Origin of the sequence: Rhodococcus sp. HM1, from assembly GCF_023218075.1 — a bacterium.
Taxonomy (GTDB): Bacteria; Actinomycetota; Actinomycetes; order Mycobacteriales; family Mycobacteriaceae; genus Rhodococcus.
Genome location: NZ_JALPTB010000011.1, coordinates 62,507 through 87,463, shown reverse-complemented (window position 1 = coordinate 87,463; position 24,957 = coordinate 62,507). Strand labels below are relative to the sequence as shown.

The 24,957-nt window shown below is 70.1% G+C and carries 21 protein-coding genes; 12 read left to right on the top strand and 9 right to left on the bottom strand.

The window, feature by feature from the left end:
• Positions 1-9: 9 nt before the first annotated feature.
• The 5 genes from recD to M1M07_RS08690 form a co-directional block, all read right to left on the bottom strand.
• Complete coding sequence (gene recD / locus M1M07_RS08710; RefSeq protein WP_248673881.1) at positions 10-1,884, bottom strand: exodeoxyribonuclease V subunit alpha; 1,875 nt, start codon at positions 1,882-1,884, stop codon at positions 10-12.
• Positions 1,881-5,201: a UvrD-helicase domain-containing protein gene (locus M1M07_RS08705; RefSeq protein WP_248673880.1), complete on the bottom strand. Its 3,321-nt coding sequence runs from the start codon at positions 5,199-5,201 to the stop codon at positions 1,881-1,883. The genes recD and M1M07_RS08705 overlap by 4 nt, the downstream gene beginning before the upstream one ends.
• Positions 5,201-8,488 carry an exodeoxyribonuclease V subunit gamma gene (gene recC, locus M1M07_RS08700; RefSeq protein ID WP_248673879.1) on the bottom strand — a complete coding sequence of 1,096 codons (3,288 nt, stop codon included), beginning with the start codon at positions 8,486-8,488 and terminating at the stop codon, positions 5,201-5,203. The genes M1M07_RS08705 and recC overlap by 1 nt, the downstream gene beginning before the upstream one ends.
• Before the next feature lie 107 nt (positions 8,489-8,595).
• Complete coding sequence (locus M1M07_RS08695) at positions 8,596-9,090, bottom strand: DUF2505 domain-containing protein (protein WP_197258012.1); 495 nt, start codon at positions 9,088-9,090, stop codon at positions 8,596-8,598.
• A 57-nt stretch (positions 9,091-9,147) separates the two neighbouring features.
• Positions 9,148-9,600 (bottom strand): S4 domain-containing protein, encoded by a 453-nt coding sequence (locus M1M07_RS08690; RefSeq protein WP_248673878.1) that lies wholly within the window; start codon positions 9,598-9,600, stop codon positions 9,148-9,150.
• A 113-nt stretch (positions 9,601-9,713) separates the two neighbouring features.
• Here M1M07_RS08690 and M1M07_RS08685 point away from each other — a divergent pair, with 113 nt between their 5' ends.
• The 3 genes from M1M07_RS08685 (at position 9,714) to M1M07_RS08675 (ending at position 11,196) form a co-directional block, all read left to right on the top strand.
• Positions 9,714-10,046 (top strand): helix-turn-helix transcriptional regulator, encoded by a 333-nt coding sequence (locus tag M1M07_RS08685; protein WP_197258010.1) that lies wholly within the window; start codon positions 9,714-9,716, stop codon positions 10,044-10,046.
• Positions 10,043-10,531, top strand: coding sequence for an SRPBCC family protein (locus M1M07_RS08680; protein ID WP_197258008.1), 489 nt, complete (start codon positions 10,043-10,045; stop codon positions 10,529-10,531). The genes M1M07_RS08685 and M1M07_RS08680 overlap by 4 nt, the downstream gene beginning before the upstream one ends.
• A 71-nt stretch (positions 10,532-10,602) precedes the next feature.
• Positions 10,603-11,196: a hypothetical protein gene (locus M1M07_RS08675; RefSeq protein WP_231611799.1), complete on the top strand. Its 594-nt coding sequence runs from the start codon at positions 10,603-10,605 to the stop codon at positions 11,194-11,196.
• Between the two features lie 25 nt (positions 11,197-11,221).
• Here the strand turns inward: M1M07_RS08675 and M1M07_RS08670 are convergent, their stop codons facing one another.
• Positions 11,222-11,737, bottom strand: a complete 516-nt coding sequence (locus M1M07_RS08670; RefSeq protein ID WP_248673877.1) for a glyoxalase/bleomycin resistance/extradiol dioxygenase family protein — start codon at positions 11,735-11,737, stop codon at positions 11,222-11,224.
• Positions 11,738-11,808: 71 nt separating this feature from the next.
• Between M1M07_RS08670 and M1M07_RS08665 the strand changes: the two genes are divergently transcribed.
• A complete protein-coding gene (locus M1M07_RS08665) occupies positions 11,809-12,633 on the top strand; it encodes a helix-turn-helix transcriptional regulator (protein WP_248673876.1) in 825 nt (274 codons plus the stop codon).
• Positions 12,634-12,661: 28 nt separating this feature from the next.
• On the opposite strand, the gene hppD is transcribed toward M1M07_RS08665, so the two are convergent.
• The gene (hppD, locus tag M1M07_RS08660; protein ID WP_197258003.1) at positions 12,662-13,867 is read right to left on the bottom strand and encodes a 4-hydroxyphenylpyruvate dioxygenase; all 1,206 of its coding nucleotides are present in this window, start codon (positions 13,865-13,867) and stop codon (positions 12,662-12,664) included.
• A 186-nt stretch (positions 13,868-14,053) separates the two neighbouring features.
• On the opposite strand from hppD, the gene M1M07_RS08655 reads away from it, so the two are divergent.
• From M1M07_RS08655 to M1M07_RS08640, 4 genes are all read left to right on the top strand, one after another.
• Positions 14,054-14,563, top strand: coding sequence for an Lrp/AsnC family transcriptional regulator (locus M1M07_RS08655; protein ID WP_197258001.1), 510 nt, complete (start codon positions 14,054-14,056; stop codon positions 14,561-14,563).
• A 141-nt stretch (positions 14,564-14,704) separates the two neighbouring features.
• Positions 14,705-15,958 carry a Glu/Leu/Phe/Val dehydrogenase dimerization domain-containing protein gene (locus M1M07_RS08650; RefSeq protein ID WP_248673875.1) on the top strand — a complete coding sequence of 418 codons (1,254 nt, stop codon included), beginning with the start codon at positions 14,705-14,707 and terminating at the stop codon, positions 15,956-15,958.
• Complete coding sequence (locus M1M07_RS08645) at positions 15,951-17,372, top strand: amino acid permease (protein WP_197257997.1); 1,422 nt, start codon at positions 15,951-15,953, stop codon at positions 17,370-17,372. The genes M1M07_RS08650 and M1M07_RS08645 overlap by 8 nt, the downstream gene beginning before the upstream one ends.
• Positions 17,373-17,513: 141 nt before the next feature.
• Complete coding sequence (locus M1M07_RS08640) at positions 17,514-18,218, top strand: DUF899 family protein (RefSeq protein ID WP_197257995.1); 705 nt, start codon at positions 17,514-17,516, stop codon at positions 18,216-18,218.
• 83 nt (positions 18,219-18,301) lie between these two features.
• On the opposite strand, the gene M1M07_RS08635 is transcribed toward M1M07_RS08640, so the two are convergent.
• On the bottom strand, positions 18,302-19,072 hold the full coding sequence (locus M1M07_RS08635) for a hemerythrin domain-containing protein (RefSeq protein ID WP_248673874.1): 771 nt from the start codon (positions 19,070-19,072) through the stop codon (positions 18,302-18,304).
• Positions 19,073-19,268: 196 nt separating this feature from the next.
• On the opposite strand from M1M07_RS08635, the gene M1M07_RS08630 reads away from it, so the two are divergent.
• Positions 19,269-19,910, top strand: a complete 642-nt coding sequence (locus tag M1M07_RS08630) for a TetR/AcrR family transcriptional regulator (RefSeq protein WP_197257993.1) — start codon at positions 19,269-19,271, stop codon at positions 19,908-19,910.
• Here M1M07_RS08630 and M1M07_RS08625 read toward each other — a convergent pair whose 3' ends face one another.
• Complete coding sequence (locus M1M07_RS08625; RefSeq protein WP_248673873.1) at positions 19,911-20,501, bottom strand: isoprenylcysteine carboxylmethyltransferase family protein; 591 nt, start codon at positions 20,499-20,501, stop codon at positions 19,911-19,913.
• Between the two features lie 91 nt (positions 20,502-20,592).
• On the opposite strand from M1M07_RS08625, the gene M1M07_RS08620 reads away from it, so the two are divergent.
• Genes M1M07_RS08620 through M1M07_RS08610 form a run of 3 tightly spaced genes read left to right on the top strand, consistent with a single transcriptional unit; the run spans position 20,593 to position 24,447 of the window.
• On the top strand, positions 20,593-21,591 hold the full coding sequence (locus tag M1M07_RS08620) for an NADPH:quinone reductase (protein WP_248673872.1): 999 nt from the start codon (positions 20,593-20,595) through the stop codon (positions 21,589-21,591).
• Between the two features lie 16 nt (positions 21,592-21,607).
• Positions 21,608-23,953 (top strand): FHA domain-containing protein, encoded by a 2,346-nt coding sequence (locus M1M07_RS08615; protein ID WP_248673871.1) that lies wholly within the window; start codon positions 21,608-21,610, stop codon positions 23,951-23,953.
• A 38-nt stretch (positions 23,954-23,991) separates the two neighbouring features.
• Entirely contained in the window at positions 23,992-24,447 is a 456-nt protein-coding gene (locus M1M07_RS08610; RefSeq protein ID WP_197257981.1) for a nitroreductase/quinone reductase family protein, read from the top strand.
• The last annotated feature ends 510 nt before the right edge of the window (positions 24,448-24,957 follow it).

Genomic DNA, 24,957 nt, shown 5'->3' with positions numbered 1-24,957 from the left:
TCGCGACGGTCAGCTCTCGGTGAGGAGAGTGCGACGCAACCCGCTCGCGCGCAGCACCTGGCGTCCCACTCCGGCGCGCACGGCGGCCTCGGTGCCGATGATGCGCACGCGTTTCCGGGCGCGGGTGATGGCGGTGTACAGCAACTCCCGCGTCAGCAGCGACGAGGTCTCGTCGGGCAGCACCACCGACACGGTGTCGTACTGGCTGCCCTGGCTGCGGTGGATCGTCATCGCGTACACCGTCTGCACCGCCGACAGGTGACTCGGGTGCAGCAGGAACGGGTCCTTGCCGCGCGCGAACGCCGCGACCAGCGCGTCGTCCTCACGGCGCACCACGACCCCGGTGTCGCCGTTGTAGATGCGCAGGTCGTGGTCGTTCGCGGTGACCATCAGCGGCTGCCCCGGATACCAGCGATCGGGGTCGAGCCTGCGACCGGAGGACGCCCCGATCCATTCCATCGCCTGCCGCGCCCAGTGCTGCACGCCGTACGGGCCGTCGCGGTGCGCGCACAGCAGCCGGTGCGTCTCGAACCGGGCCAGCGCGGTGTGGGCGTCCCCCGCGACCGCCGCCGCGGTGACCTCCTCGGCGGACCGGACCACGTCGTCGTGCAGGGCGGTCAGGTCGCCGGGGGCGTGGAAGGTCACCTCGGGCACGCCGCTGAGCAGGATGCGCATCGTCTCGTCGTCGTCGCCGTCGCGCACCGCGACCGCGAGTGTGGCGATGTCCCCACCGAACCTTCTGCCGCGGCTGAGGCGAACCACGCTGCCGCGCAGTCGTTCCCGTTCGCCGGCCGAGAAGGCGGCTTCGGCCGGATCGTCGGCGGCGGTCAGGTCGCGGGCGGCGATGTTCACGAACACGGGGTTCGGTGTGCCGGTGACGGGCCGCGCCACCAGATCCGCGAGGACCGCACCGGCGTCGACGGACGTGAGCTGGTCGGGGTCGCCGACGAGCACGAGCCGGGTGTCGGGCCGGACCGCTTCGAGCAGGCAGCTCATCATCGTCAGCGACACCATGGAGGTTTCGTCGACGACGATCGCGTCGAACGGCAGGTGGTTGCCGGCGTGGTAGCGGAAGCGGGTGCGTCCCCGCTGCCAGCCGAGCATGCGGTGCAGTGTCATGGCGGTGACGTCGGGTGCGAGCCCGAGCGGCCCGGCCTGGTCGCGCACCGATTCCTGCAGCCGTGCCGCGGCCTTGCCGGTCGGGGCCGCCAGACCGATCCGCACGCCGGGCCCGTGCAGCGAGGTGAGCAGCGCGAGGATCCGCGCGACGGTGTGCGTCTTGCCGGTGCCGGGTCCACCGGCGATGACGGTGGTCCAGTGGGTGGCGGCGAGCGCGGCGGCCACCCGCTGACGGTCCGGTGCCGACGACGGCCGGGACGGGTCGGCCGGGTCACGGAACAGTTCGTCGAGCCGCCGTACCAGCAGGGCCTCGTCGACGTCCGGGTAGTCGCGGGATCGCGCGTCCAGCGCGCGCCGCACGGTCTGCTCCTGCCGGAAGTAGCGGTCCAGGTACAGCAGCGGCCCCGCATCGGTGTCGACCAGCCGCAGCGGGCGCAGGGGACCGGTCGGGGATCCGGTGATCAGGGGGCTGCGCCGCAGAGCCGCGATCACGGCGTCGTCGTCCGGCCAGGGCAGCGTGGCCGGGTCCACCTCGGCGTTCTCGTCGACGCCGACGTCCCGCAACCGGGTCAGGTCCAGGCACACGGACCCGGACCGCACGGCCCGCACGGCCAGCGCGGTGGCCAGGTGCACGTCTTCGTCGGGTTCGGCGCCGAGGCTCGCCAGTCGCAGCGCGACGTGGACGTCCGCGGCGGCGAGCACCCCGGCCTCGTTGAACGCGCGCAGGGCGCCTTTGCCGCGCTGGGCCACCAGGACATCGATCACGGTTGGGCCTTTCCGGCGAGCAGGTCGGACAGTTCGGTGACGAGGGCAGCCGGGGGCGTCCAGTCGAACACGCCGACTCCCGCCGGCGTGTCCGGCCCGACCATGCCGCGCACGAACAGATACTGCGCTCCCCCGAGGTGCACGGCCGGATCGTAGCCGGGCAGTCGCCACCGCAGATACCGATGCAGCGCAACCGAATACAGCAGCGCCTGCATCGGATAGTGGGCGCGCAGCATCTCCGCGGCCATCCGGTCGCGGGTGTAGTGCTCGGTGGTCAGCACCTCGTCGGGTGCCAGTCGGTTCGTCTTGTAGTCGACGATGACGTAACGACCGCCCCGCTCACCGGACACCCGCAGCACCGCGTCGATACTGCCCGTGAGGTAGCCGCGCAACGGAATCGGCTCGAGGGTCCGCACCAGCTCCGCGTAGGGCCGCATCGGGTCGTCGGCGGGCAGGTGCCGGCGCAGCAGCGCACCGACCGCGTCGAGCGTCACGATCGTGGAGACCGGATTGTCGCCGCCGGCGAGCGGCAGTTCGAAGTCCAGCTCCGCCAACCGATCCGACGGCGCGATCCCGGCGAGGGTCGTGCCGAGGGCACCGAGCGGGGTGTGCAGCACCGGCGTCAGGGCCGCGGCCAGGGCCGCCGGCTCGACATCCGAGTGCTGCGCGACGATCACCTCGCGGCATCGATTGAGCAGTTCGGCGTCGAGGTCGGCGGCGGCGGTGTCCACGACCTCGAGGACGGCGTGCACGAGGGTGCCGAACACGGTGCCGCCGGGCAACCCGTTCATCGGCGACTCGGTGCCGGCCACGCCCGGCACCGGTTCCGGTCCGCCGGTCGGCAGCGGCGGCTCCTCCGGTTCGTCGTCCTTGTCCGGCGTCTCGACTTCACTTGCCACACCGGGATGTTCGTGCGCGGAGGCGGTCAGCGCCGAATAGGAAGTGCGACGCCAGTATTCGTCGAGGGTCCGGTCGAACCGGGCGGCGGCGAGGGCGTCGTCACGATCCCGCTCGGGGCTCCACGTCGGCACGGCGATCGGGCCGGGCGCGACCGGTTCGGTCACGATCAGTCCGTCGGATCGTTCGGCCCACGCCGCGAACTGCTCGGCGACGACCGCATCGGCGGGGATCTTCACGTTCGGCACGAGATCGGCGGTGCCGTCGACGCGACCGGCGAGCATGCGGTGCAGCGGCGACGACCCGGTGCCGAAGGACGGCGCCCACCACAGCGCGAGATGGTTGCGTGCGCGGGTCAGCGCGACGTACAGCAGCCGCAGTTCCTCCCCGGCCGCCTCCTCGTCGTGCCGGGCGCGGCGCTGCCCGTATCCGGGACTGCCCTCGCCGCCGACGTCGAGGATGCGGCGGCCGTCCTCGTGCAGCAACAACGGATCGGGATTGGGGTGTTTCGCCGAGTCCCACCCGAACGGCACGTACACGACCGGGAATTCGAGCCCCTTGCTGCCGTGCACGGTGAGGATCTGCACGGCCGCGGCGTCGCTGTCGAGGCGGCGGCTGCGGTCGGTGCTCCCGGGACGCGGATCCAGTATGCGCTCCTCGAGCCACCGGGTCAGTGCCGCCGGGCCCAGGAACTCCTCGGCGGCAACACGATCGAGCAACTGCGCGATGTGCCGCACGTCGGTCAGGGCACGTTCGCCGGACACGGTCGCGAGCAGCCGCGCTTCGAGCCGGCTCAGCGTCGCGAGCTGTTCGAACAACGCCGCGAACCCGGACCGGGCGAACACCGCGGCCAGTTCACGCAGCATGCTGCCGACCTCGGCGACAAGCTCGTCGCCGCGGGTGTCGACGTCGTCGACGGTATATCCGAGCAGCGGGGTCAGCGCGGCCAGTCGCACCCGGTCGGATCGGTGCGGCTGTTCGATCGCCTGCAGCACCCACAGCCAGTCCTGCGCGGCCGGGGTCGCGAACACGCTGGTACCCCCGGCCAGCACGCACGGCACGCCGGTGCGCACGAGCGCGTCGTACACCAGCGACACCTGGGTGTGGGTGCGCACCAGCACCGCGATGTCACCCGGTTCGATGCGGCGCGGGCCGTGACCGTGATCGATGGCGGCGCCGCTGTCGAGCAAGCGGACGATGTCCGCGGCGACGTCGCGCGCGACCCGGGACCGCAGCGCACCGACCGCGGGGAATCCGGAACTGCCGTACGGTCCGGCACCGGTCCGCGGCAGGTAACGCAACCGAATCGGGGGTGCCCCGGTCAGGCGCGTGGACGGTCGCGCAGCATCGACCGGGTGCACGACGATCCGCGAATCCCCCAGGGCGGCACCGCCGTACAGCTGCCTCAGCGCCGCGAGCAGGTTGCCGTCGCTGCGCCAGTTGGTCGTCAGCTCCAGGTGACAGTCGGCGACCGCGACGGCCTCGAGGTAGCTGAGGACCTCGGCCCCACGGAACGCGTAGATCGCCTGCTTGGGATCGCCGACGAGCACGAGGGTGGTGTGACCGTGGAAGGCGCGGCGCAGGATCTCCCACTGCTTCGGGTCGGTGTCCTGGAATTCGTCGACGAGCACCACCGCGAACCGCGACCGGATCCGCCGGCATGCCGCCTCGCCGTGGTCCGGGTCGCCGAGTACCCGGTGCAGCAACGCGAGCTGGTCGTCGAAGTCGCGCACGCCCGCCGCGCGTTTGCGGCGTTCGACCTCGGTGCGCACGGCGCGGGCGAAGGCGACCCGCTCCCCTGCCGGTGTGCCCTCGGCGCCCTCCGGGACGAGATCGGCCTGCGGATCGAAGATCGCGGCGCGGGCGGCGGCGGTCGCCTCGGCGAGACCGATCGGCGGGCTCGGGATCCGGCCGTAGGTGCGCAGATACAGATCCGCGACGACCTCGGTGGTCAGGTCGTCGACGTCCTCGACGAGCACCACGTCGGGTTCGCGTTCCCCGGCGATGCCGAGTTCGTCGAGCATGTGCTGGCAGAAGCCGTGGGTGGTGGCGATGGTGGTGGAGTCGAAATCCGACAGGGCCTGACGCAGCCGGGTGCGGCGCGCAGCGACGTCGCCCTCGGCGAGATACCGGATCAGCTCGTCGGCGCTGCGCCGCGCGCTGTCCGGGTCGGCGAGCGCCGCCGCGACGGTCGCGAACCGTTCGCGGGTGCGTTCGCGCAGTTCCTGGGTGGCGGCGCGGCTGAACGTCACGAGCAGCAGGTCCGACAGGTCGGCGTGGCCCTCGGCGACGAATCGGGTCGCCAGGCCGACGATCGCGTAGGTCTTGCCGGTGCCGGCGCTGGCCTCGAGCACCGTGGTGCCGCGCGGCAGCGGACCGAGCAGATCGAACGCCGTCGCCGGCGAGGTCGGCGCCGTCATCACGGCCTCCCCTGGGTTTCCGAGGCCAGCAACGGTTCCCACAGCCGCCGGGCGAGCACTCCGAAGCGGCTCGGGTCGTCGTACCAGGCGCGTTCGTCGTCGAGCGGCGGGGCGGTGGTCAACGCGTTCAGGCTCACTCCCGTTCCGTACAGGTAGGTCAGGTGCCGGTCCTTGCCGTCGCCGAACGCGCCGCCGAACTCCTTGGCGGCGGATTCGAGGGCCATCTCGACCGAGTCGCCGCGGTACCGCCGGTTCGCGTATTCGGCGGAGGCACAGGTGGTGATCGGCAGCGGCGTGTGCAGTCCGCGATCGCGCAGGCTCACCAGCCGCAGCAACTGATCGCGCGCATCAGCGGGCGCGATGAGGGTGGAACGCCAGGCGGGGGTGCGGAAGCGACCGCGGCCGGTGGTGACCGCCTGCCACGTGCCGGGCCGGCCGGACGCGGCGACGGCGAGCAGGTGGACCCACGCCGTCATGCGCTGTTTCGGAGCCAGGCGCGAGAAGGTGCTTCGCGCGATCGTCGTGCCGTGGATGCCGCCGACGGTGCCGGTGAGGCGGCGGCCGTCGCCGAGGTCGACGACGACGTCGGCGGTGCCGGCGGCCCCGGCGTGCACCGGCCCGCACGTCGCGACGAGTTCCTCGACGGTGCGGGTGACGTCAGCGAGAACCTGCTCGCCCAGCGCGGCCGGAGGCAGGGTCCCCCGACGCCATTCGGCGGCGCGGAAGTCGGCGGGATCCACACCGGCCAGGCGTGCCTCGAGCATGCGTTCGCCGAGGTCCCAGCGGGCCAGGCCGTCGAGTTCGATGTCGAGAGCGTCGGCGATGTCCTCGTCGAGTTCGGGGATGCGCAGTCCCAGTCGCTGCCGCAGGAAACCCTGGGTCGGGTGCGTGAGGAAGGCGACGAGTTCGGCGAGGTCCACGTCGCCGTCGGCGCCGCGCGGAGCCAGCGACGCACACGCCGCCCCGACCGATCGGGGTGGTTCGGGATCGGGTCGCGCCGCGGCCCGCGCCCCCGCGAGGGCAGCGGTGTCGAAGCTGAACGGCGCGTCGGCGCGGAAGTTGCGGGCATCGAAGGGCTGCAACGGATGCCGCCTCACCACCTTGTGCGGTTCGCTTCCCGTCATGACGGCGACGACATCGCGCAGTTCGCTCAGCGGCACGGCGGGCGGCCGGTGCGCACCGGTGACGGGATCGGCGCCGGTGTGGAACAGCAGGACACGGTCGCGGGCGGACATCAGCGCGTCGAGCAGCAACTGCCGATCCTCGCTGCGCGGATCACGTTCTCCCACAACGGGATCGAGTGCGGTGACGTCGTCGCCGTCGATGTGGGTGCCGCGCGGGAAGTGCTCGTCGTCGAGCCCGAGCAGCACCACGACCCGATGCGGCACCGACCGCATCGGGACCATCGTGCAGACGGTGAGCTCACCGGTACGGAAGTTCGCCCGCGTCGGCCGGCCCGCGAGCCGGCTCGCGAGCATGGCCCGCACGTCGGCCAGACGCAGCTGCGCGTCACCGCTGTGCTCGACGGCGGCGGCCAGTTCGCGGTGCGCCTGGGTGAGCTGCCAACCGTCGGCCGGGGCGACATCGGTGAGCAGGTCGACGGCACGGGCCAGGTCCGCGGCCCACCGGGTCGCGGGTTTGGGACCACGGAGGCTGTGCAGCACCGAATGCAGCCGGTCGATGTACTCGGCGAATCTCCCGGCGCGGTCGATGTCGTTGCTGTCCACGTCGTCGAACGGCAGTGCAAGCGAAAGCCATTCGCTCTGCGACTCGTCGGCAGCGACGCCGAGCAGGAGCCGGTCGAGTGCGGTGCCGAACGTGTTCTGCGGGAAGTCGGCGAGACCGACCGCCGCGCGCTGTCCCTTGGCCAGGCCCCAGCGCGCACCGGTCGCCACGGTCCATTCCAGCAGGCGCTCGAGGTCGTCGTCGGTGAAGCGGAGCCGCCTGCGCACCGGCGGCGCCGCGGCCAGGTCGAGGACCTGACTGGCGGTGACACGGGCGTCGGCGAGGTCGAGCAGCGTCGCGACGACGGCGAGCACCGGGTTGGTGCGGCGCAGGGCGCGGTCGGCGACACGCACCCGGAGGCCGTGACCCGGATGACCGTCGACGCCCTGCCCGAACGCGGCGTGGACCAGCGGGGCGTACGTCTCGACGTCGGGGCACATGACGATCACGTCGCGCGGTTCGAGCGTCGGGTCGTCGCGGAACAGGTGCAGCAGCGATTCGCGCAACACCTCGACCTGCCGGGTCGGTCCGTGGCACGCGTGGATCTGGACGGTGCCGTCGGCGGAGGCGGAACCGGCGACCGGGGCGCGGCCGGCGCGGATGTCGGCCTGCAGCCGGCCGAGCAGCGTGCCGGCAGGCTCGTCCGAAGAGTGGTGGACGTCGACGGCGCCGAGGACGCTCAGGCGCATCTGGAACTCGCGGACGTCGCGGGCCAGAGCGGCGAGCAGCGGATGCCGGACCGCGAGGGCGCTGTCGTCGTCCGCGCGCCGCAGCCGCGGCGGGATCTCGGCGAGTGCCTGCCACATCGCCGGGCTCGGGTGCGGCAGCCACAGGTGCACGTCGCGGCCGGCGCCGAGCGCGGACAGGACCGCGAGCTGCACCGTCGTGAGCCGGGTGGGTCCGAACAGCGACAGTCGTTCGGGCAGGTCGACGACGTCCGGTTCGGCGCGCAGCCGCGCGCAGGCGGCGTCGAGTCGCTGGGCGGGACTGTCGCTGCCGATGCGCTCGCGCAGGCGGCGCCACAGTTCGGGCTGCCAGAGCAGGTGCTCGTCGAGCGGCGCGCCGGTGCCGTCCGTGTCGCGGCCGTCGGCCCAGTCCAGGAGCATCTGCGGTCGCTGGGCACCGTAGCTGCGCATGAGGTCGGCCAGGTGCGCGGCGGTCGCGTACCGGCGGCCGGTGCGGAAGTCGTCGGTGCCGTACCCGAGGTGCCGGGACAGCACCGCGCACCACGGCTCGCCGACGCACTCGTCGATAACGGCGAGCAGTGCCCACAGCACGCGGGACGGATGCCAGGGATCGTCGTCGGCGGTGGTCCCGGAGGCCGCGGACAGCGCTTCGTCGACGAGTCGCGCGGGTGACGGGAAGTCGATGTTGGCCGCGACCCCGTCACCACCGGTCGTGCCGAGCGCGGTGGACAACCGCTGGGTGAGCCACCGTTCCATGCCGCGGGCGGGGACAGCCACGACCTCCCGCGCGAACGGATCGGCGGGCGGCGTCGCGAGCAGTGCGGCGAGGGTGTCGGCGAGGGTGTCGGCGCGCTCGGCGCGGTGCAGCGTCAGCACGCGTGTCCTCCTCGACGTCGTCCGGTGTTCCTCCTGCGGTCTATCACACCGGTCGGACATCGAGCACCGTCGCGCGACCCCCGGGCGAGGGCGGCGCGACGAGTGGTTCAGCGGGTGAGCCAGGCGGCGAGCGCGTCGCGGTCGTTCTCGACGATCCGGCCGATCATCTTCGCGGCCAGACCTTCGATCTGCCGGCCGACGATCGGGATCTTCACGGTGACCTCGCCGCGCACGGCGAGGACGGTTCCGTCCGCGGCGGGCCGCAGATGCGAGGTGCCCCGGAAGTCGACGGGGATGCCGCTGGCACCGCCGACGACGAGGCCGGTCGCGCCGTCGGCGCCGAGGGCGCCCCAGTGGTCGGTGCGTTCCATGATCATCGGGCCGCGCACGACGCCACGGACGAGCGCGGGCATGTCGGCCGGTTCGGTCCGTTCGGTCACGACGACGAGCAGCGTGCCGGGACCGTCCGGGTTCTCGATCCGCACGGTCGCGGTGGGACTGGCAGCGACGCGGTCACGCCAGTACCGCTCGTCGGTCAGCGCGGCGTGCACGTCGCGGGCCGGATGGTCGAGGACTGCCGTGAACTCGAATTTCTTCGGCACCGTTCGGACGGTACTGCGTTCCGGCGGTCGCGTCAGGGGAACGGGAGCGCGGGCCCACTACGCGAAGGAGAGGCCGTGGCGCTCGAGGTCTTCGCGCAGGATGCGAACGGCCTTGGGTCCCATGCCGTGCAGCGCGAGCAGGTCCCGTTCGGTGTACCGCGTGAGGTCCTCGAGGGTCGCGACGCCGATGCCGTCGAGCGCGCGCTGCGCGGGTGCGGAGGTCTTGGGCAACGGGTGTCCGGTCACGCGAACCAGTCTCGCCCGGTTTCGCCGGGAACGCAGCGGTTGGGTGCAACGCACCTCTGCCGGTGGCGCAAAGACCGCGCGTCGGGGGGCACCGGCGACCGAGACGACGTCGCCGGGGACCAGGTGGACGCGGGGGTTCCGGGCGGGCAGGTCGTTGATCCGGACCAGGCCCTCCATGAGCAGGGCCGCGGCTTCACCGGCGGATCCGGCGAGACCGCTGTCCTGCAGAAAGCCGAACAGGGAGTCGGGAACGAGTGTCGGCATGCCGTCAGCGTGCCCGGTGTGCGCGTCGGGGCGGTCACCTACGCGGAACCATCGGGTGAACGATCCGCGAATACGGGTTGACTCCCCCCATTCCCGGTGCAACACTTAACCAAATGGTTCAGCATTCGGATCTGGATTCGACGTTCGCGGCACTGGCCGACCCCACCCGCCGCGGAATCCTCGAACACCTGGCGAACGGCCCCGCGTCGATCAGCGACCTGGCCGCGCGATTCGAGATGAGCCTGCCCGGCATCACCAAACACATCCGACTCCTGGAGGAGGCCGGCCTGGTACTGACGGAGAAGAAGGGCCGTGTGCGGTACTGCACCCTCGGCGCCAACCCACTCGACCACGTAGCGGCATGGATCCGCGGCCACCGGAAGTCGATCGAAGACCGCATGGATCGTCTCGCCGCATTCCTCGACGAAACCAAGGAGCCATCATGACCACCCCCGATCCCACTGTCACAGACACCACTCTCACCGTCACCAACCCCGGCGACCGCGTGATCCACATCGAACGCGTCTTCGACGCCCCGCTCGACCGGGTCTGGGCCGCCCATTCCGAACCCGACCTGCTCGTCCGATGGTGGGGCCGGGGGAACCGGCTCGACGTCGAGAAGTTCGAATTCGAACGCGGCGGACACTGGCGGTTCGTCGAGCACGCCGACGGCGAAACCCATGGATTCGAAGGACGATTCCGCGAGATCACCCCGAAGGAACGCATCGTCCAGACCTTCGAGTGGGACGGCATGCCCGGATACGTGTCGATCGACACCGCGACGTTCGTCGACCTCGGCGACGGTCGCACGAAGCTCGTCACCGAGAGCCTGTTCCACACCACCGAGGAACGCGACGGCATGCTGCAGTCCGGCATGGAGTCCGGTTTGAGCGCGAGTTACGTCGCACTGGATCGCCTGCTGGCGGCGTGACACCCGGACACCACACCCCCGCGTGACCCCCCGCGTGACACCGGCTCGGAGACTTCGGTCACCATGTCCGCATGAAACACGGGGGTGTGGCTGTTCTGTTGGGAGTCTTCGCGGTGACGGCGGGAACCGGATGCACGGTCGTCGTGCCCGGAATTCCCTCCGCCTCGGCCGAGGAGCCGACGTTCCCTGTCTCCGCCCCGCACGCGACCGCACCCGAGTCCGAGCTCGCATCGTCCCGGGCTCCGGGCATGTCCTCCCCGGTCCGATCCACCGTCGATGCCGAGAACTACCTGACCGCGCCGGGTGTCTACCACTTCACGAGCGCCAGCGGGAAGTTCGCGTGCATGATCTCCACGGAGGAACCGACGCTCGCCGGCTGCCACGGACCCATGCCGGCGACCGCACCGAAGGTGCCCGGCAGCGGCGCACCCGACGTCCTGGTACCGCCGAACTCGGTGTCCGTCACCGCCGACGGACCGGCCGCGTTCACGAGTGTGGGCGACACGCGGTTCCACGGTCCCGGAGCCGGCGTGCAGCCGCTGCCCTACGGTCACCGCCTCGACGCCGCCGGATTCACGTGCACCGTCGATCCCGTCACGGGCGTCACCTGCGCGGCACGCCTGCACGGATTCACCGTGTCGGACAGCGCATTCGACCTCTGGTAGTGCGCACGGCTCCGGCGCCGCGACGTCACCCGGCGGAGGCCTGCTCCGCGGCCCACTCGGCGACCCTCCGGACGCTCTCCTCCTCGGACAGGTCCTCGACGCGCGTCATGATCGACCAGCGCACCCCGAACGGGTCGCGGATCGAGGCGTAGCGGTCGCCGGAGACGAACGTGGCCAGCGGTTCACGGATGGCGGCACCGGCACGCTCGGCCCGCAGCACCACCTCGTCGACGTTCGAGCAGTACAGCCCGAGCGAATAGCAGTCGGCGTCCCCCTGCGGCGCCGCGACGAGCCCGTAGTCCGGATTGGGTTCGCCGAGTTGCATTCGCCCACAGCCGAAGTCGAGGTCGGCATGGACAACGATTCCCCCGATCTCGGTGACGTCGACGACGCGGGCACCGAACACCGAGCGGTAGAACTCGATGGCGTCGCGGGCCGACGGCACCGCGATGAACGGGGTCAGGCTGGTGGATCCGTGCGGGATACCGTCGGTCGTGTGGTCGCCGGTGACACCGGCTCCGGTCATGGTGTTCTCGTTCATGCCCCGACGCTAGGACCGGACCGTCGGGGGTGGCTTGTAGATTCGCGACAGCACACGAGAAGGGATCCGGCGTGACGACCAGCGACCGACGCGGGGTCCTGTATCCCGCGCGCCTGCCCACGTTCCATCGCGAACCGCCGCCGCGCGAACTCACAGGCCTGGTGCGGTGGTTCTGGATTCCGGAATGGCAGCTCGCCCCGGGCCGAACCTCGCGGCAGGAGGTCCTGTCCTTCCCCGCCTCGAATCTCACCGTCGGAGCCGATGGGGTGACCCTGTCCGGTCCGACGACGCGACGGTCGCACCGCGACCTGACCGGCACCGGCTGGGCGGTCGGTGCGCTGCTGCGCCCCGCCGCTGTCCCGGCGCTCGTCGGCGACCCCCGCGCGGCACGCGACCGGCAGGTCCCGTTCGAGGCAACCGAGCTGCACCGCGCCGTGACGGCGGCGATGTCGCCCGATGGTGACGGCGCCGCCCGGCGGGCTCGCGCGACCGCGGCGTACTCCGCGTGGCTCCTCGACCGTGTCGGCCCACCCGACGCCGAGGGTGAACTGGCCAACGCGATGGAGGACGCGATCGCCGCCGATCTCGGACCGACCCGTGTCGACGACCTGGCACAGACGCTGGGGATCTCCGTGCGCAGCGTGCAGCGCCTCGCGCAGCGTTACGTCGGGGTGACACCGCTGGCGATGATCCGCCGATACCGGTTGCAGGAGGCCGCCCAGCGCCTGCGCGACGACCCGGCGATTCCGATCGGGCAGGTCGCCGCCGAACTCGGGTACGCCGACCAGGCACACCTGTGCGCGGACTTCCGGCGCGTGCTCGGTTTCACCCCGAGCACGTACCGCGACCGCGCCGGCCCCGGCGACGACCCGTCCCACCCCGCACCGACCGGGTGAACGATCGGATCCGGTCCGGAGCCCGGACTCAGAAGTTGCCGCGTGCGGCCTGCTCCCGCTCGATCGCCTCGAACAGCGCCTTGAAGTTGCCCTTGCCGAAGCCGAGCGATCCGTGCCGCTCGATCAGTTCGAAGAACACCGTCGGGCGGTCGCCGATGGGCTTCGTGAAGATCTGCAGCAGGTAGCCGTCCTCGTCGCGGTCGACCAGAATGCCGCGCTTCTTCAGCTCCTCGATCGGCACCCGGACCTTGCCGATACGGGCACGCAGCTCCGGATCGTCGTAGTACGCATCGGGAGTCGCGAGGAACTCCACGCCCTCCTCACGCAGCCGGTCGACCGCGGTGAGGATGTCGTTGGTGGCCAGGGCGAGGTGCTGCGCACCCGGTCCGCGGTAGAAGTCGAGGTACTCGTCGATCTGCGAACGCTTCTTCGCGATCGCGGGCTCGTTGAGCGGGAACTTCACGCGGTGGTTGCCGTTGCACACCACCTTGCTCATGAGAGCCGAGTAGTCGGTCGCGATGTCGTCGCCGATGAACTCCGCCATGTTCGTGAAACCCATGACGCGGTTGTAGAAGTCGACCCACTCGTCCATGCGTCCGAGTTCGACGTTGCCGACGACGTGATCGAGCGCCTGGAAGATCCGCTTCGGCGCGCCCTCGCGCTTGCGGTAGGTCGAGGTGCGCTCGACGTAGCCGGGCAGGTACGGACCGTTGTAGCGCGACCGGTCGACCAGCGTGTGCCGCGTGTCGCCGTAGGTCGCGATGGCACCGATGCGGACGGTGCCGTTCTCGTCGCTCAGCTCGTAGGGCTCCTCGAGGACGGTCGCTCCCTGGCGCCGGGCGTGCTCGATGCACTTGTCGACATCCGGGACCTGCAGCGCGATGTCGACCACGCCGTCACCGTGCAGGCGGTGGTGCTCGATCAGCGGGCTGTCCGGATCCACCGCGCCCTTGATCACGAATCGCACGGCGCCGCTGCGCAGTACGTAGGCGTGGTGGTCGCGGTTGCCGGTGGTGGGTCCGGAATAGGCGACGAGTTCCATGCCGTAGGCCGACTGGAAGTAGTGCGCCGTCTGCGTCGCGTTGCCGACCACCCACACCACAGCGTCCCAGCCGCTCACGGGGAACGGATCCCGTTCGCTGTCGTACTCCACCAGACCGACGAGGCGCTGGAGCTCCTCGGCGTCGAGCTGAGCGAGTCGTTCGCTGTCGGTCAGGGTGTATTCCAGAGTCATCGCTGCAACCTCCTGCCGCTCACTGCGGCACAGTCGTTGTGTCGTGTGTCACCAGGAGAAACCCACCCGCCGGTGGGACGCAACGTCGCCTTCGGGAACTGGTCCGACTGACTCGAATTCGCTGGAATCCTGACGTTCACCTATACAATCAGGCTAGTTTTCGGCGTCCGATGGGAAGGAAGCGCGATGCGCGAGCCCGTGCAGCTGGACGAATTGGATTTCGCGCTTCTCGAGGCCCTGCACGCCGACCCGAAGGTCGGCGCGCTCGAGCTGTCCCGTCGCCTGAAGGTCGCGCGCGCCACCGTCTCGGCACGCCTGCGGCGCCTCGAGGACACCGGGGTGATCGCCGGCTACGAACCCCGGATCAACCTCGCCGCAGCAGGTTTCGAGGTCCAGGCGTTCGTGACGATGGAGATCGTGCAGGGCGCTCTCGAAGACGTCACGGAGGTCCTCGAACGCATCCCGGGGGTGCTCGAAGCGTTCGCCACCACCGGCGCGGGCGACGTCCTGTGCCGCATCGGGGCCGAATCGCATCTCGGCCTCCAGCAGACCCTCATCGAACTGAACCGCTCGTCGATCGTCGCGCGCTCGACGAGCGTGATGGTGCTGTCGGAGGTCGTGCACTACCGGGCGATGCCGCTGCTCCGCACCCTCCAGCCCGAACGATCCGCGAAAGCACCCGCGTACCGGCGCTGAGCCGATCACGTCCACAATCCCGTTCCGACTAGCCGGATTGCACAGAAAAAAGCGCTTCGGGCATCCGGACCCTCCGCACGCTGTACAGTTCTCCGAGGCACAGTTGCGCAGCATTTGTTACTGCCGTCACAGTCGTTCGCCATGAAGAACCTGCTGACCCGATTCGAAGAAAAAGCCCCCGAGATCGTCTTCGAGTGGCACGACACCGAGACCACCGCCCGGGGCTGGGTCGTCATCAACTCGCTGCGGGGCGGCGCAGCGGGCGGCGGCACCCGCATGCGCCGCGGTCTCGACCGGCGCGAGGTGGAGTCGCTGGCGAAGACCATGGAGATCAAGTTCACCGTCTCCGGACCCGCGATCGGTGGCGCCAAGTCCGGCATCGATTTCGATCCGTCCGACCCGCGCAAGGAAGGCGTGCTGCGCCGTTGGTTCGCGGCGGTCACTCCCCTGCTGCAGGCGTACTACGGCACCGGCGGCGACCTCAACGTCGACGAGATGAACGAGGTCGTTCCGCTCACCGAGGCCAACGGACTGTGGCACCCGCAGGAAGGCGTCGTCAACGGTCACTTCGGCAAGGACGAGCGCCAGCGGATCCAGCGGGTGGGCCAGCTGCGGCTCGGCGTCGCGAAGGTCGTCGAGGACGCGCGGTTCACCCCCGCCACCAGCACGAAATACACTGTCGCCGATCTGATCACCGGTTACGGCGTCGCCGAGTCGGTCCGTCACCACCAGCTCGTCTACCGGGGCAGCGACCTGGCGGGCAAGCGCGTGGTGGTGCAGGGCTGGGGCAACGTCGGCGCCGCCGCTGCCTACTATCTCGCCCAGGCCGGCGCGTCGATCGTGGGCATCATCGACCGCGACGGCGGCATCCTCGAGCCCGAGGGGCTCTCCTTCGACGAGGTCCGCACCCTGCTGCTCGAGCGCGACGGCAACGCCCTGCGCAGCGACCGCATGCTCCCCTTCGACGAGGTGAACGCCCGCATCTGGGATCTCGGAGCCGAGATCTTCCTGCCCTGCGCCGCAAGCCGACTCGTCACCCGCGAGCAGGTCGACCGCATGGTCGCTGCGGGACTCGAGTCGATCGCCTCGGGCGCGAACGTCCCGTTCGCCGACGACGAGATCTTCTACGGCCCCACCTACGAGCACGCCGACAAGTCCGTCGCCGTGATCCCCGACTTCATCGCCAACTGCGGCATGGCCCGCGCCTTCGCCCAGCTCATGGAAGGCGACGTGGAGGTCTCCGACGCCGCGATCTTCGGTGATGTGTCCACCACCATCGAGACTGCCCTGCGTCGGTGCCACGACCGTTCGGCCGAGCTCACCGGACTCGCCGCGACGGCCTTCGAGATCGCACTCGACCAGCTGGTTCCGGCCGGGGAGCGCATCGATGACTGAAACCCTGGCTCCCGCGACCACGACCGGTGCCCAGAGCACCGCCGGTCTGCATCGCGCGATGAGGCCCCGCCAGCTCGTCATGATGAGCCTCGGCGGCGCCATCGGGGCCGGCCTGTTCGTCGGGTCGGGGGCGGGCATCGCCGTCGCCGGCCCGGCGATCCTGATCTCGTTCCTCGTCGCGGCCGTTCTCGTCGTGTTCGTGATGCGCATGATGGGTGAGATGGCTGCGGCCAACCCCGCCAGCGGCGCCTTCTCAGAACACACCGAGAACGCCCTGGGTCCCGTCGCGGGCCGGACCATCGGGTGGTTGTACTGGGTGCAGGTCATCATCGTGATCGCCGCGGAGGCCACCGGCGCTGCCGCGATCACCGCGGTGGCACTGCCCGGGATCCCCCAGTGGGCGTCCGCGCTGTTCTACATGGTCGCGCTGACGGGCGTGAACCTCGTCGGCGTGCGCCGCTTCGGCGAGGTCGAATTCTGGTTCGCCGCAATCAAGATCGCCGCGATCCTCGGGTTCCTGGTGATCGGTGTCGCGATGATCGCCGGGTGGATGCCCACGTTCGAGACGACCGGTTTCGCGAACCTCACGGCGCACGGCGGGTTCGCCCCCACCGGTATCGCCGGTATCGCCGCCGGCCTGCTCATCGTGGTGTTCGCGTTCGGTGGCACCGAGATCATCGCGATCGCCGCCGCGGAGACCGCCGATCCCCGTCGTAACGTGGGCCGCGCGGTGCGCACCCTGGTGTGGCGCATCCTCGTGTTCTACATCGGGTCGGTGCTCGTGATGGTGACGATCCTGCCGTGGACCTCCGAGGACCTCGCGACCGGTCCGTTCGTCGCCGTGCTGCAGGCCGGGGCCGTCCCGGGTGCCGCCGCGGTGATGACCGTGATCGTCGTGGTCGCGCTGCTCTCGTCGCTCAACGCGATGCTGTTCAGCGCGTCCCGGATGATCTTCTCGCTGTCGCACCGAGGATCGGCGCATCCCGTCTTCGGGCGACTGTCGTCCAACGGCGTTCCCCGCAATGCGGTGCTCGCTTCGGTGGCGTTCGGCTTCGTCACGGTCGGGCTGAACTTTCTCTACCCCGACCGGGTGCTGCCGCTGCTCCTCAACGCCGTCGGCTCCACGATCCTGGTGCTGTGGACGTTCGTCGCGGTCTCGCACATCGTGCTCCGTCGTCGCGCACGACGCAACGGCACCGAGGATGCACTGCCGCTGAAGATGTGGGGCTTCCCGTACCTGTCGTACGCGACGCTCGGCCTGCTCGCCGGCATCGCGGTGCTCGCGCTGTTCGACACCGCCGCGCGCACACAGCTGCTCGCGACCGGCGCTCTGACCGCAACGATCGCCGGTACCTGCACGGTGCTGGCGCGGCGACGCGCTGCGGCCGAAAAGGTTCAGGAGCACCAACCGTAAGGACGCGTGATCACCTTTACCAAGTGACCGGCGGGGGCGAGGAACCAGGTTCCTCGCCCCCGCCGTTTCTGTTGATGATGACTTTCGGGCCGCTTCCCGGTCGATACAGGAGAACGGATCCATTCGACCCTGGGAGAGATCATGACCCAGCAGACCGCCCGTGCCCTACCTCCGATCGTCGACCGGCAGACCTGGCGGGAAGCGCTCGACGACCTGCGCAGACGGGAGAAGGCCGCCACCCGTGAACTCGACGCCATCGCGGCGCAGCGCCGCAGGCTGCCGATGGTCGAACTGCCCGATTACACGCTGATCGGCCCGGACGGCCCGATTCGCCTCGTCGACGTGTTCCAGGGCCGCTCGCAGCTCATCGTCTACCACCACATGTGGTCCGACGGCGCGGAGTGGCAGTGCGGCGGATGCACGAGCCTCTCCACGCAGTGGACCCGGCTGGACATCCTCGACAACTACGACGCCCGCATGGTCATCGTCACCAACGGTCCCATCGACGAGGCACTGGCCTACAAGGCCAAGGTCGGCAACAGGATGGACTGGTACTCGTCCTCGGAGAGTTCGTTCGGCGCCGACGTCGACGCGCCGCCCGGCGGCGACTTCGCAGTCAACGTGTTCCTCCGCGACGGCGACAAGGTCTACCGCACCTGGCACACCACCGGCCGCGGCACCGAACAGCTCAGCTACACCTTCGCCCTGCTCGACATCCTGCCGTGGGGCCGGCAGGAGGAATGGCAGGACTCCCCCGAGGGATGGCCGCAATCGCCCACCTACTCCAAGTGGCTCGACTCCCCCGACGTGGCGCGGCTCTACGGTCCGGGCACAGACGCCCGGTAAGGTTCGCCGCGTAGCGGCGCCGCTCCCCCACGTGGAGGTGAGTCCGAATCACTTTCCGACACAATCCAATCGAACTGATCGAACTAATCGGCGAGATTTCGGCTGCCGATCCGGCCGGTTCCGTCCCGCAGGGGGCTCGGCTCCACCGAAGCGACATCGTCCCGCCCCGGTGAGACCTTCAGCGGGCGTACAGCCGCCGCCGGTCCATCGCTCCACAACCTCGCGGCCTTGCGGCGGTATCTCCGGCCGAAGGTCTGCATGAGAACGAAGCGCGGGACGGCGGGGATGACGTGCAGGATCACATCGCGGTCCTCCGGGGTGGCGCCGTCGACGATCCAGGGTCCTTCGGCTCCCAGCTCGACGATGCCCTTCGGTTTGACGAAGTACTCGTTCTCGACGGCGAGGTACTCGGCTGTGGTGAGGGTGGCGCCGACGACCGGCATCATCTCGAGTTCTTCACGCCGAAGGTGCGGCAACAGGACCTCGTTGAGCCCGGCCAGCGCGCCGAGCAACCGTTCCCGCGCGCCCGCATCTACGCGGTAGGCCCGGGCAGCTTCCTCCAGAGCGGTGATCGCGGGCGCGATCCGCCGATGGTCGGTCGCCATCTCGTCGAGCAGTGCACTCGCGGAGGGATTCCTGGCCCGGATCAGCGGCCACAGTCCGGCATCCTCGGCGGTGTGGTGCAAGTGCAGGGCACGCATCATCCACACGATGTGGTCGGCGAGCTCTCGTCGGCGTCGCTCGTCGGGTGGTGATTCGGACACCAGTACCAGCCGGGTTCGTTCCAGATCGCGACGCAGAGCGCTGTGGACGATCCCCATGCTTCGGGTATCGGCGGGCTCATGACGCTCCATGCCCATGGCCCTCTCCTTCCCTTCGTCCGCTCAGCCCCTCGAATTCACGGAATCCTTCTGCCGCACAACGGATTACGACTCTTGTGCAAGGGTTCGACAGATTGCTCCGATGTTCAGGGATGCGGTGGCGGAGTTCGCGGTGGCGGACCTGATACATTGAGTTCAATCAGGTTGTACCCAAATTATCGGAGCGGTGATGGCCGAAGTCAAGAGGCGATACGACTCCTCCGGCAGGCAGGAACAGGCCCGCGCGCGACGTCGCGCCGTGGTCGTGGCCGCGAAAGAGTTGTTCGAACGCGACGGCTTTCGGGCCACCACCCTCGCCGGGATCGCGGACCGGGCGGGTGTCTCGGTCAAAGGCCTGTACAAGAGTTTCGGCAGCAAGGCGGCGCTGGCGAAAGCGGTCTTCGACTTCGTGATCGCCGGTGACGACGAACCGGTGCCGGTCGCCGAACGTCCGGAGCAGCAGGCGATGTTCGCCGAACCGGACGTGCGCCGCAAGATCGAGATATTCGTCCACGCCCTGGCCCGCCGGCAGCAACGATCGGCGAAGGTGCAGATCCTCATTCGCGACGGACGGCACGTGGACGACTCGCTCACCCCGGTGTGGCGGCAACTGAGCGAGGAGGGACTGACCGCAGCGACGATGCTCGGGGGGCACTTCCTGGCCACCGGACAGCTTCGTGCCGGCGTCGACCTCGACGAGGTTCGCGATGTTCTGTGGAACTATCTGGCGATCGACACCTACGAGCGACTGGTCCTCGAACGGGGTTGGACACTCGACCGGTATGCGGACTGGGTGGCGCGAACGGTCGTGGCCGCGCTCTGCCCACCGTGATCAGAGCACGTGCGGAATCAGCCGCCACGTGCAGGCGATGTAGCGGCGGTAGGGGTCGCCGAGCGCGTCGACGAGCATGCGTTCCTCCGCCGGTATCCGCACCACATAGGCGGCGGCCAGCGCGAGCACCGTGAGGGGCGCCAGCCAATTCGTATATGCGAGAGTGAATCCCAGCGCACAGATCAGAGCTCCCGTGTACGACGGATGCCGGATCCGCGCGTACGGCCCGGTGTCGATCACCCGCTGACCCGCGACCGTCTGCAGTTCGAAGGTGAACGACGCACCGAGTTCCCGCACCGCGCGCAGCCGGAATCCCTGCCCCGCCAACGCAATCGCCAGTCCGGCAACGAAAAGGAGCAGCTGCGCGGTGGTGATCGTCGTTTCCGTGACGGTCAGGCTCAGAACGGGACCGCCGACGTAGACGGCGACCAGGCCCAGCCCGACGGCGACACCGATTCCGCGGCCGACCGGGTTCGTCCCGGACGGCGGATGCCGCCGCCCGATGAGAACCTCGGAGACGATCCACGCTGCCAGCGCCACGACCAGGGCGATCCCGGCCAGGGGCTCGGCGGCGAACAGCGGAGCGGTCACGGTCCGAGTATCCCGCCGCGCCCGGATCGGGCGCCCGCGAACCCTCGCGAACCACCCGGAGAGGACCGGCCCGGTCGGTACCATCGGATTCGTGCCCGCCCCGGAACACATGCACGCGGCCTACGTCGAATCGCTCGGCGGCGTCGACGCGATTCGCTACGGCCTGTTGCCCGTTCCGCGATGCGGCCCCGGTGATGTGCTCCTGCGGGTCGAGGCGGTCGCGGTCGACAACGTCGACACCTTCGTCCGGTCCGGACGATTCCGAACCGAGGTGACGTTCCCGTTCGTGATCGGCCGTGACGTGGTCGGCACCGTCGTCGACCGGGGCGCCGACGTGACGGCCCCGAACATCGGCGACCGCGTGTGGTGCAACAGCCTGGGGCACGACGGCCGGCAGGGCCCGACCTCGGAATACACGACCGCTCCGGTCGAACGGGTGTATTCGCTGCCCGAAGGGGTGGATCCGGTCGTCGCGGTCGCGGTCGCGCACCCCGCGGCGACCGCGCATCTCGCCCTGTACACCCATGCCGGTCTGCGGGCGGTCGACACGGTGTTCGTCGCCGGCGGCGCCGGGCATGTGGGCTCGGCGTTGACCGCCATGGCTGCGCGCTCCGGTGCGAGCGTCCTGGCGTCGGCGCGCGCGCAGGACCACGAATGGTGCCGTTCGGCGGGCGCGGCGCAGGTGTTCGACTATGCGGCTCCCGACCTGATCGAGCAACTGTGCGCCGCCGCTCCGAACGGTGTCGACGTGCTCGTCGACACGTCCGGCCGGCTCGATCTCTCCGACGCCCTGGAGCTGCTCGCGCTGCGTGGCCGGATCGTGGTGATGGCCGGGATGGACCGGAAACTCGAGTGCCGGGCAGGCGATCTGTACCCCCGCGACCGCAGTCTGCTCGGCTTCGCGATCAGCAACGCCACCACCGACGAGCTGGCCGAAGCCGCACGGCACGTCACCACGTTGCTCGCCGACGGGGTGCTGCGCCCCCGGCACATCGAGGAGCTACCGCTGAGCGCCGCCGGCGAGGCCCACCGCCGCCTCGAGGCCGGAGAGGCGCGCGGCACCCGCCTGGTGCTGCGTCCCGACAACTGAACGGGAGGCCGACGCGATGGACATCGGAAACGGCCGGGTAGTGATCGAGTGGGAGGGCGGCCGCACCGTCGTGGACGCGCCCGACCAGGTGCGGATCGGCCGGGACGAGGCAATGGACATCACGATCGCCGATCCGATGGTCTCCCGCGAGCATGCCCGCGTGCTGTGGGACGACGGCTGGTACGTCACGGACTCGGACAGCAAGAACGGCACGTTCGTCGACGGCCACCGCGTGGATCGGATCGCGGTGACCGACTCCGTCGTGGTGCGCTGCGGCGGTCCCTTCACCGCGCCGTCGCTGAAGATCAGCGTGGCCGACCCGTCCGCGACACGGACCCGGAAGGGCATGATCGAGCAGTGGCGGACGATGCGCGCCGACGATATGCGGCCCGCACCGCGCCGCAAGCGACGCCCCCTGGAAGCCGGCGCACGTTCGATCGGACGCGACCGGACCTGCGACATCGTCGTGAACGACGTCCTCGTCTCCCGCGTCCATGCGGCGTTGCACACCGGCCCGTCGGGCCTCGAGATCGAGGATCTGGGCAGCGTCAACGGCACGTACGTCGACGGGAAAGCGGTGACCCGCACACCCCTGCGCGACGGCGACGTCGTCACCATCGGCAACACCGATCTGGTGGTGCACGGCGATCGCCTCGTGCCACGGCAGGAGGAGCCGTCACCCACGGTCGGGCTGCGTGTGCACGGCGTCGGTCTGACGATCTCCGGTGGGCAGCGACTTCTGGACGACGTCAGCCTGTCCGCCCCGCTCGGTACGCTCACCGCCGTGATCGGCCCGTCCGGGGCGGGCAAGTCGACGGTCGCGAGGATCATTTCCGGAACCACCGGCCCGACCGACGGTGTCGTCGAATTCGAGGGCCACGACGTGCACTCGGAGTACGAGGCGTTGCGGTCGCGGATCGGACTCGTCCCGCAGGACGACGTGGTGCACCGGCAGCTCACCGTGCGGCAGGCACTCGGCTATGCGGCGGAACTGCGGCTGCCGCCGGACACGACGCGTTCGGACCGGGACGAGGCCATTGCGAATGTGCTGGCGGAGCTGCAGCTCACCGAGCACGCCGACACCCGTGTCGATCATCTGTCCGGCGGGCAGCGCAAGCGGGCGTCGGTGGCCCTGGAGCTGCTCACCGGTCCGTCACTGCTGATCCTCGACGAGCCCACGTCCGGGCTGGACCCGGCCCTGGACCGGCAGATCATGGCCACCCTGCGGCGCCTCGCGGACCTGGGCCGGGTGATCCTCGTGATCACGCATTCGCTGTCCTATCTGGAGATGTGCGATCAGGTGCTGCTCCTGGCACCAGGCGGCAAGACCGCCTACGTCGGCCCGCCCGCGCAGGTGGGTTCGGCGCTGGGCAGTACCGACTGGGCGGAGATCTTCGCCCGGGTCGCGGCCGAACCCGACGCCGTGTACGCCGATCACCTGGCGCGCAGCACCCTGGTCGAGCAGCCACCGGCGACCGAGCCCGGTCCGCTGCCGCAACCGGCCCAGACGTCGCGGACGAAGCAGCTCGGCACGGTGGCGCGGCGGCAGCTGCGACTGATCCGCGCGGACCGCGGATATCTGATCTTCCTGTCGGTGCTGCCGTTCGTCCTCGGTGGCCTGACGATTCTCGTGCCGGGCGACGACGGTTTCGGATTCCCGTCCCCCGGCGAAGAACCCGGAGAGCTGTCGTTCATCCTCATCCTGCTGATCCTCGGCGCCTGCTTCATGGGCCTGTCGCTGACGGTGCGCGATCTCGTCGGCGAACGGCAGATCTACTTCCGGGAACGCGCCGCGGGACTGCAACCCTCCGCTTATCTGTGGGCCAAGATCCTGGTGTTCTGTGCGGCGGCGATCGTCCAGTCCGTCGTATTGGTGCTGGTGGTCATGGCCGGCAAGGGCGCTCCGGGCCCCGGCTCCCTGATTCCGGTCGGCGCCGTGGAACTGATGGTGGACATCGCGCTGACCACGTGCTCGTGCGTCGTCCTCGGCTTGGCCCTGTCCGCGGTGGCCCGGTCGAGTGAGCAGGTCATGCCGATGCTCGTTGTGGCGGTGATGGTGCAGCTGGTGATGAGCGGGGGCCTGATCCCGATCACCGGCCGCGTCGTGCTCGAACAGTTGTCGTGGCTGTTCTCGGCACGCTGGGGATACGCCGCATCGGCCTCGACCGTCGACCTTCGCGCGAAGGATCCGACGGCCGAGGCCGATGCGCTGTGGCAGCACACCTCGTCGGCGTGGCTGTTCAACATCGGGATGCTGGTGCTGGTCGGAGTCGTGCTCGCGCTGTTCGCCTACAGTCGGCTGCGGCTGCGGGGTCGGCGCTCGGCACGTCGACGCGAACTCCGCGCTCGCGCAGGCGGCTGATCCGTGCCGCGACCGACACCCGAACAAAGGACACGGCCATGAGCTTCGACACCCCCGCGGGAACTCGTGGTGCCCGCCAGCCGTCCGGTCCCCTGTTCCGTCTGGTCAACAAACTGATGGCCGGGCGCATCCGGCGCAGTGGCCGCTTCCGCGGGAGCAATGCCCTCATCCTCACCACTGTGGGCCGCAAGACGGGGCAGGAACGTTCGACGCCGGTCAACTGGTTCCCCGGTCCGGACGGCAGCCGGCTCATCGTCGCCTCGGCCGCCGGCGCCGCCGGCAATCCCGGCTGGTACTACAACATCGCGGCCAACCCCGACAAGGTGCGCATCGAGGTCGAAGGACGCACCGTCGCCGTCGACGCCGAGCAGCTTCACGACGCCGAACGAGAGCGCGCCTGGGAACAGATCGTCAGCGCGAGCCCGGGGTTCGCCGATTACGAGAAGAAGACCGACCGCGAACTTCCCGTCATCCGTCTCACCGAGCGGAACTGACCCACAACCGGCGCCGACTCTGCTTTCCCCACCAGGTTCGCTGTCGGAGACCGCAGCAGACTCGGTCCGCAGCCGCGACCGGACCGAACCTCGCGGACTCCACGCAGCCCGAAGCAGCTGAGCAGCGCGGGGGCCAGGGGCGGCGGCCGCGACCACGAGGAAGGCCGTGGAGAACCCGCTGCCGAGCGCCTCGAGCGCGCGGGGTTGCGCGGCGGCACCGGGCGCGCCCTCGGGCAGCCTACCCAGCGCGATCGGGCGGAGCCTGCGGCGGCGGGTGGGACGGCGGCGCGATCGCATCCACCTGGTCGTTGCTCACGTAGTGACTCCGTCCGGTATCCGAGGGCCCGGAATCGGCGCGCGAGACCGAGTAAAATTTCGCTCGATCGTTCCCGTTCTGCCTGCAACGGTGAGGATTGTCGATGCCGAGATCCGATCGGACCGCAGATCCCACCACCCCGGCCCGACCCCGGCGGCGGACGTCCTCCCCTGCTCCGGCGCTCACCGGTGCCG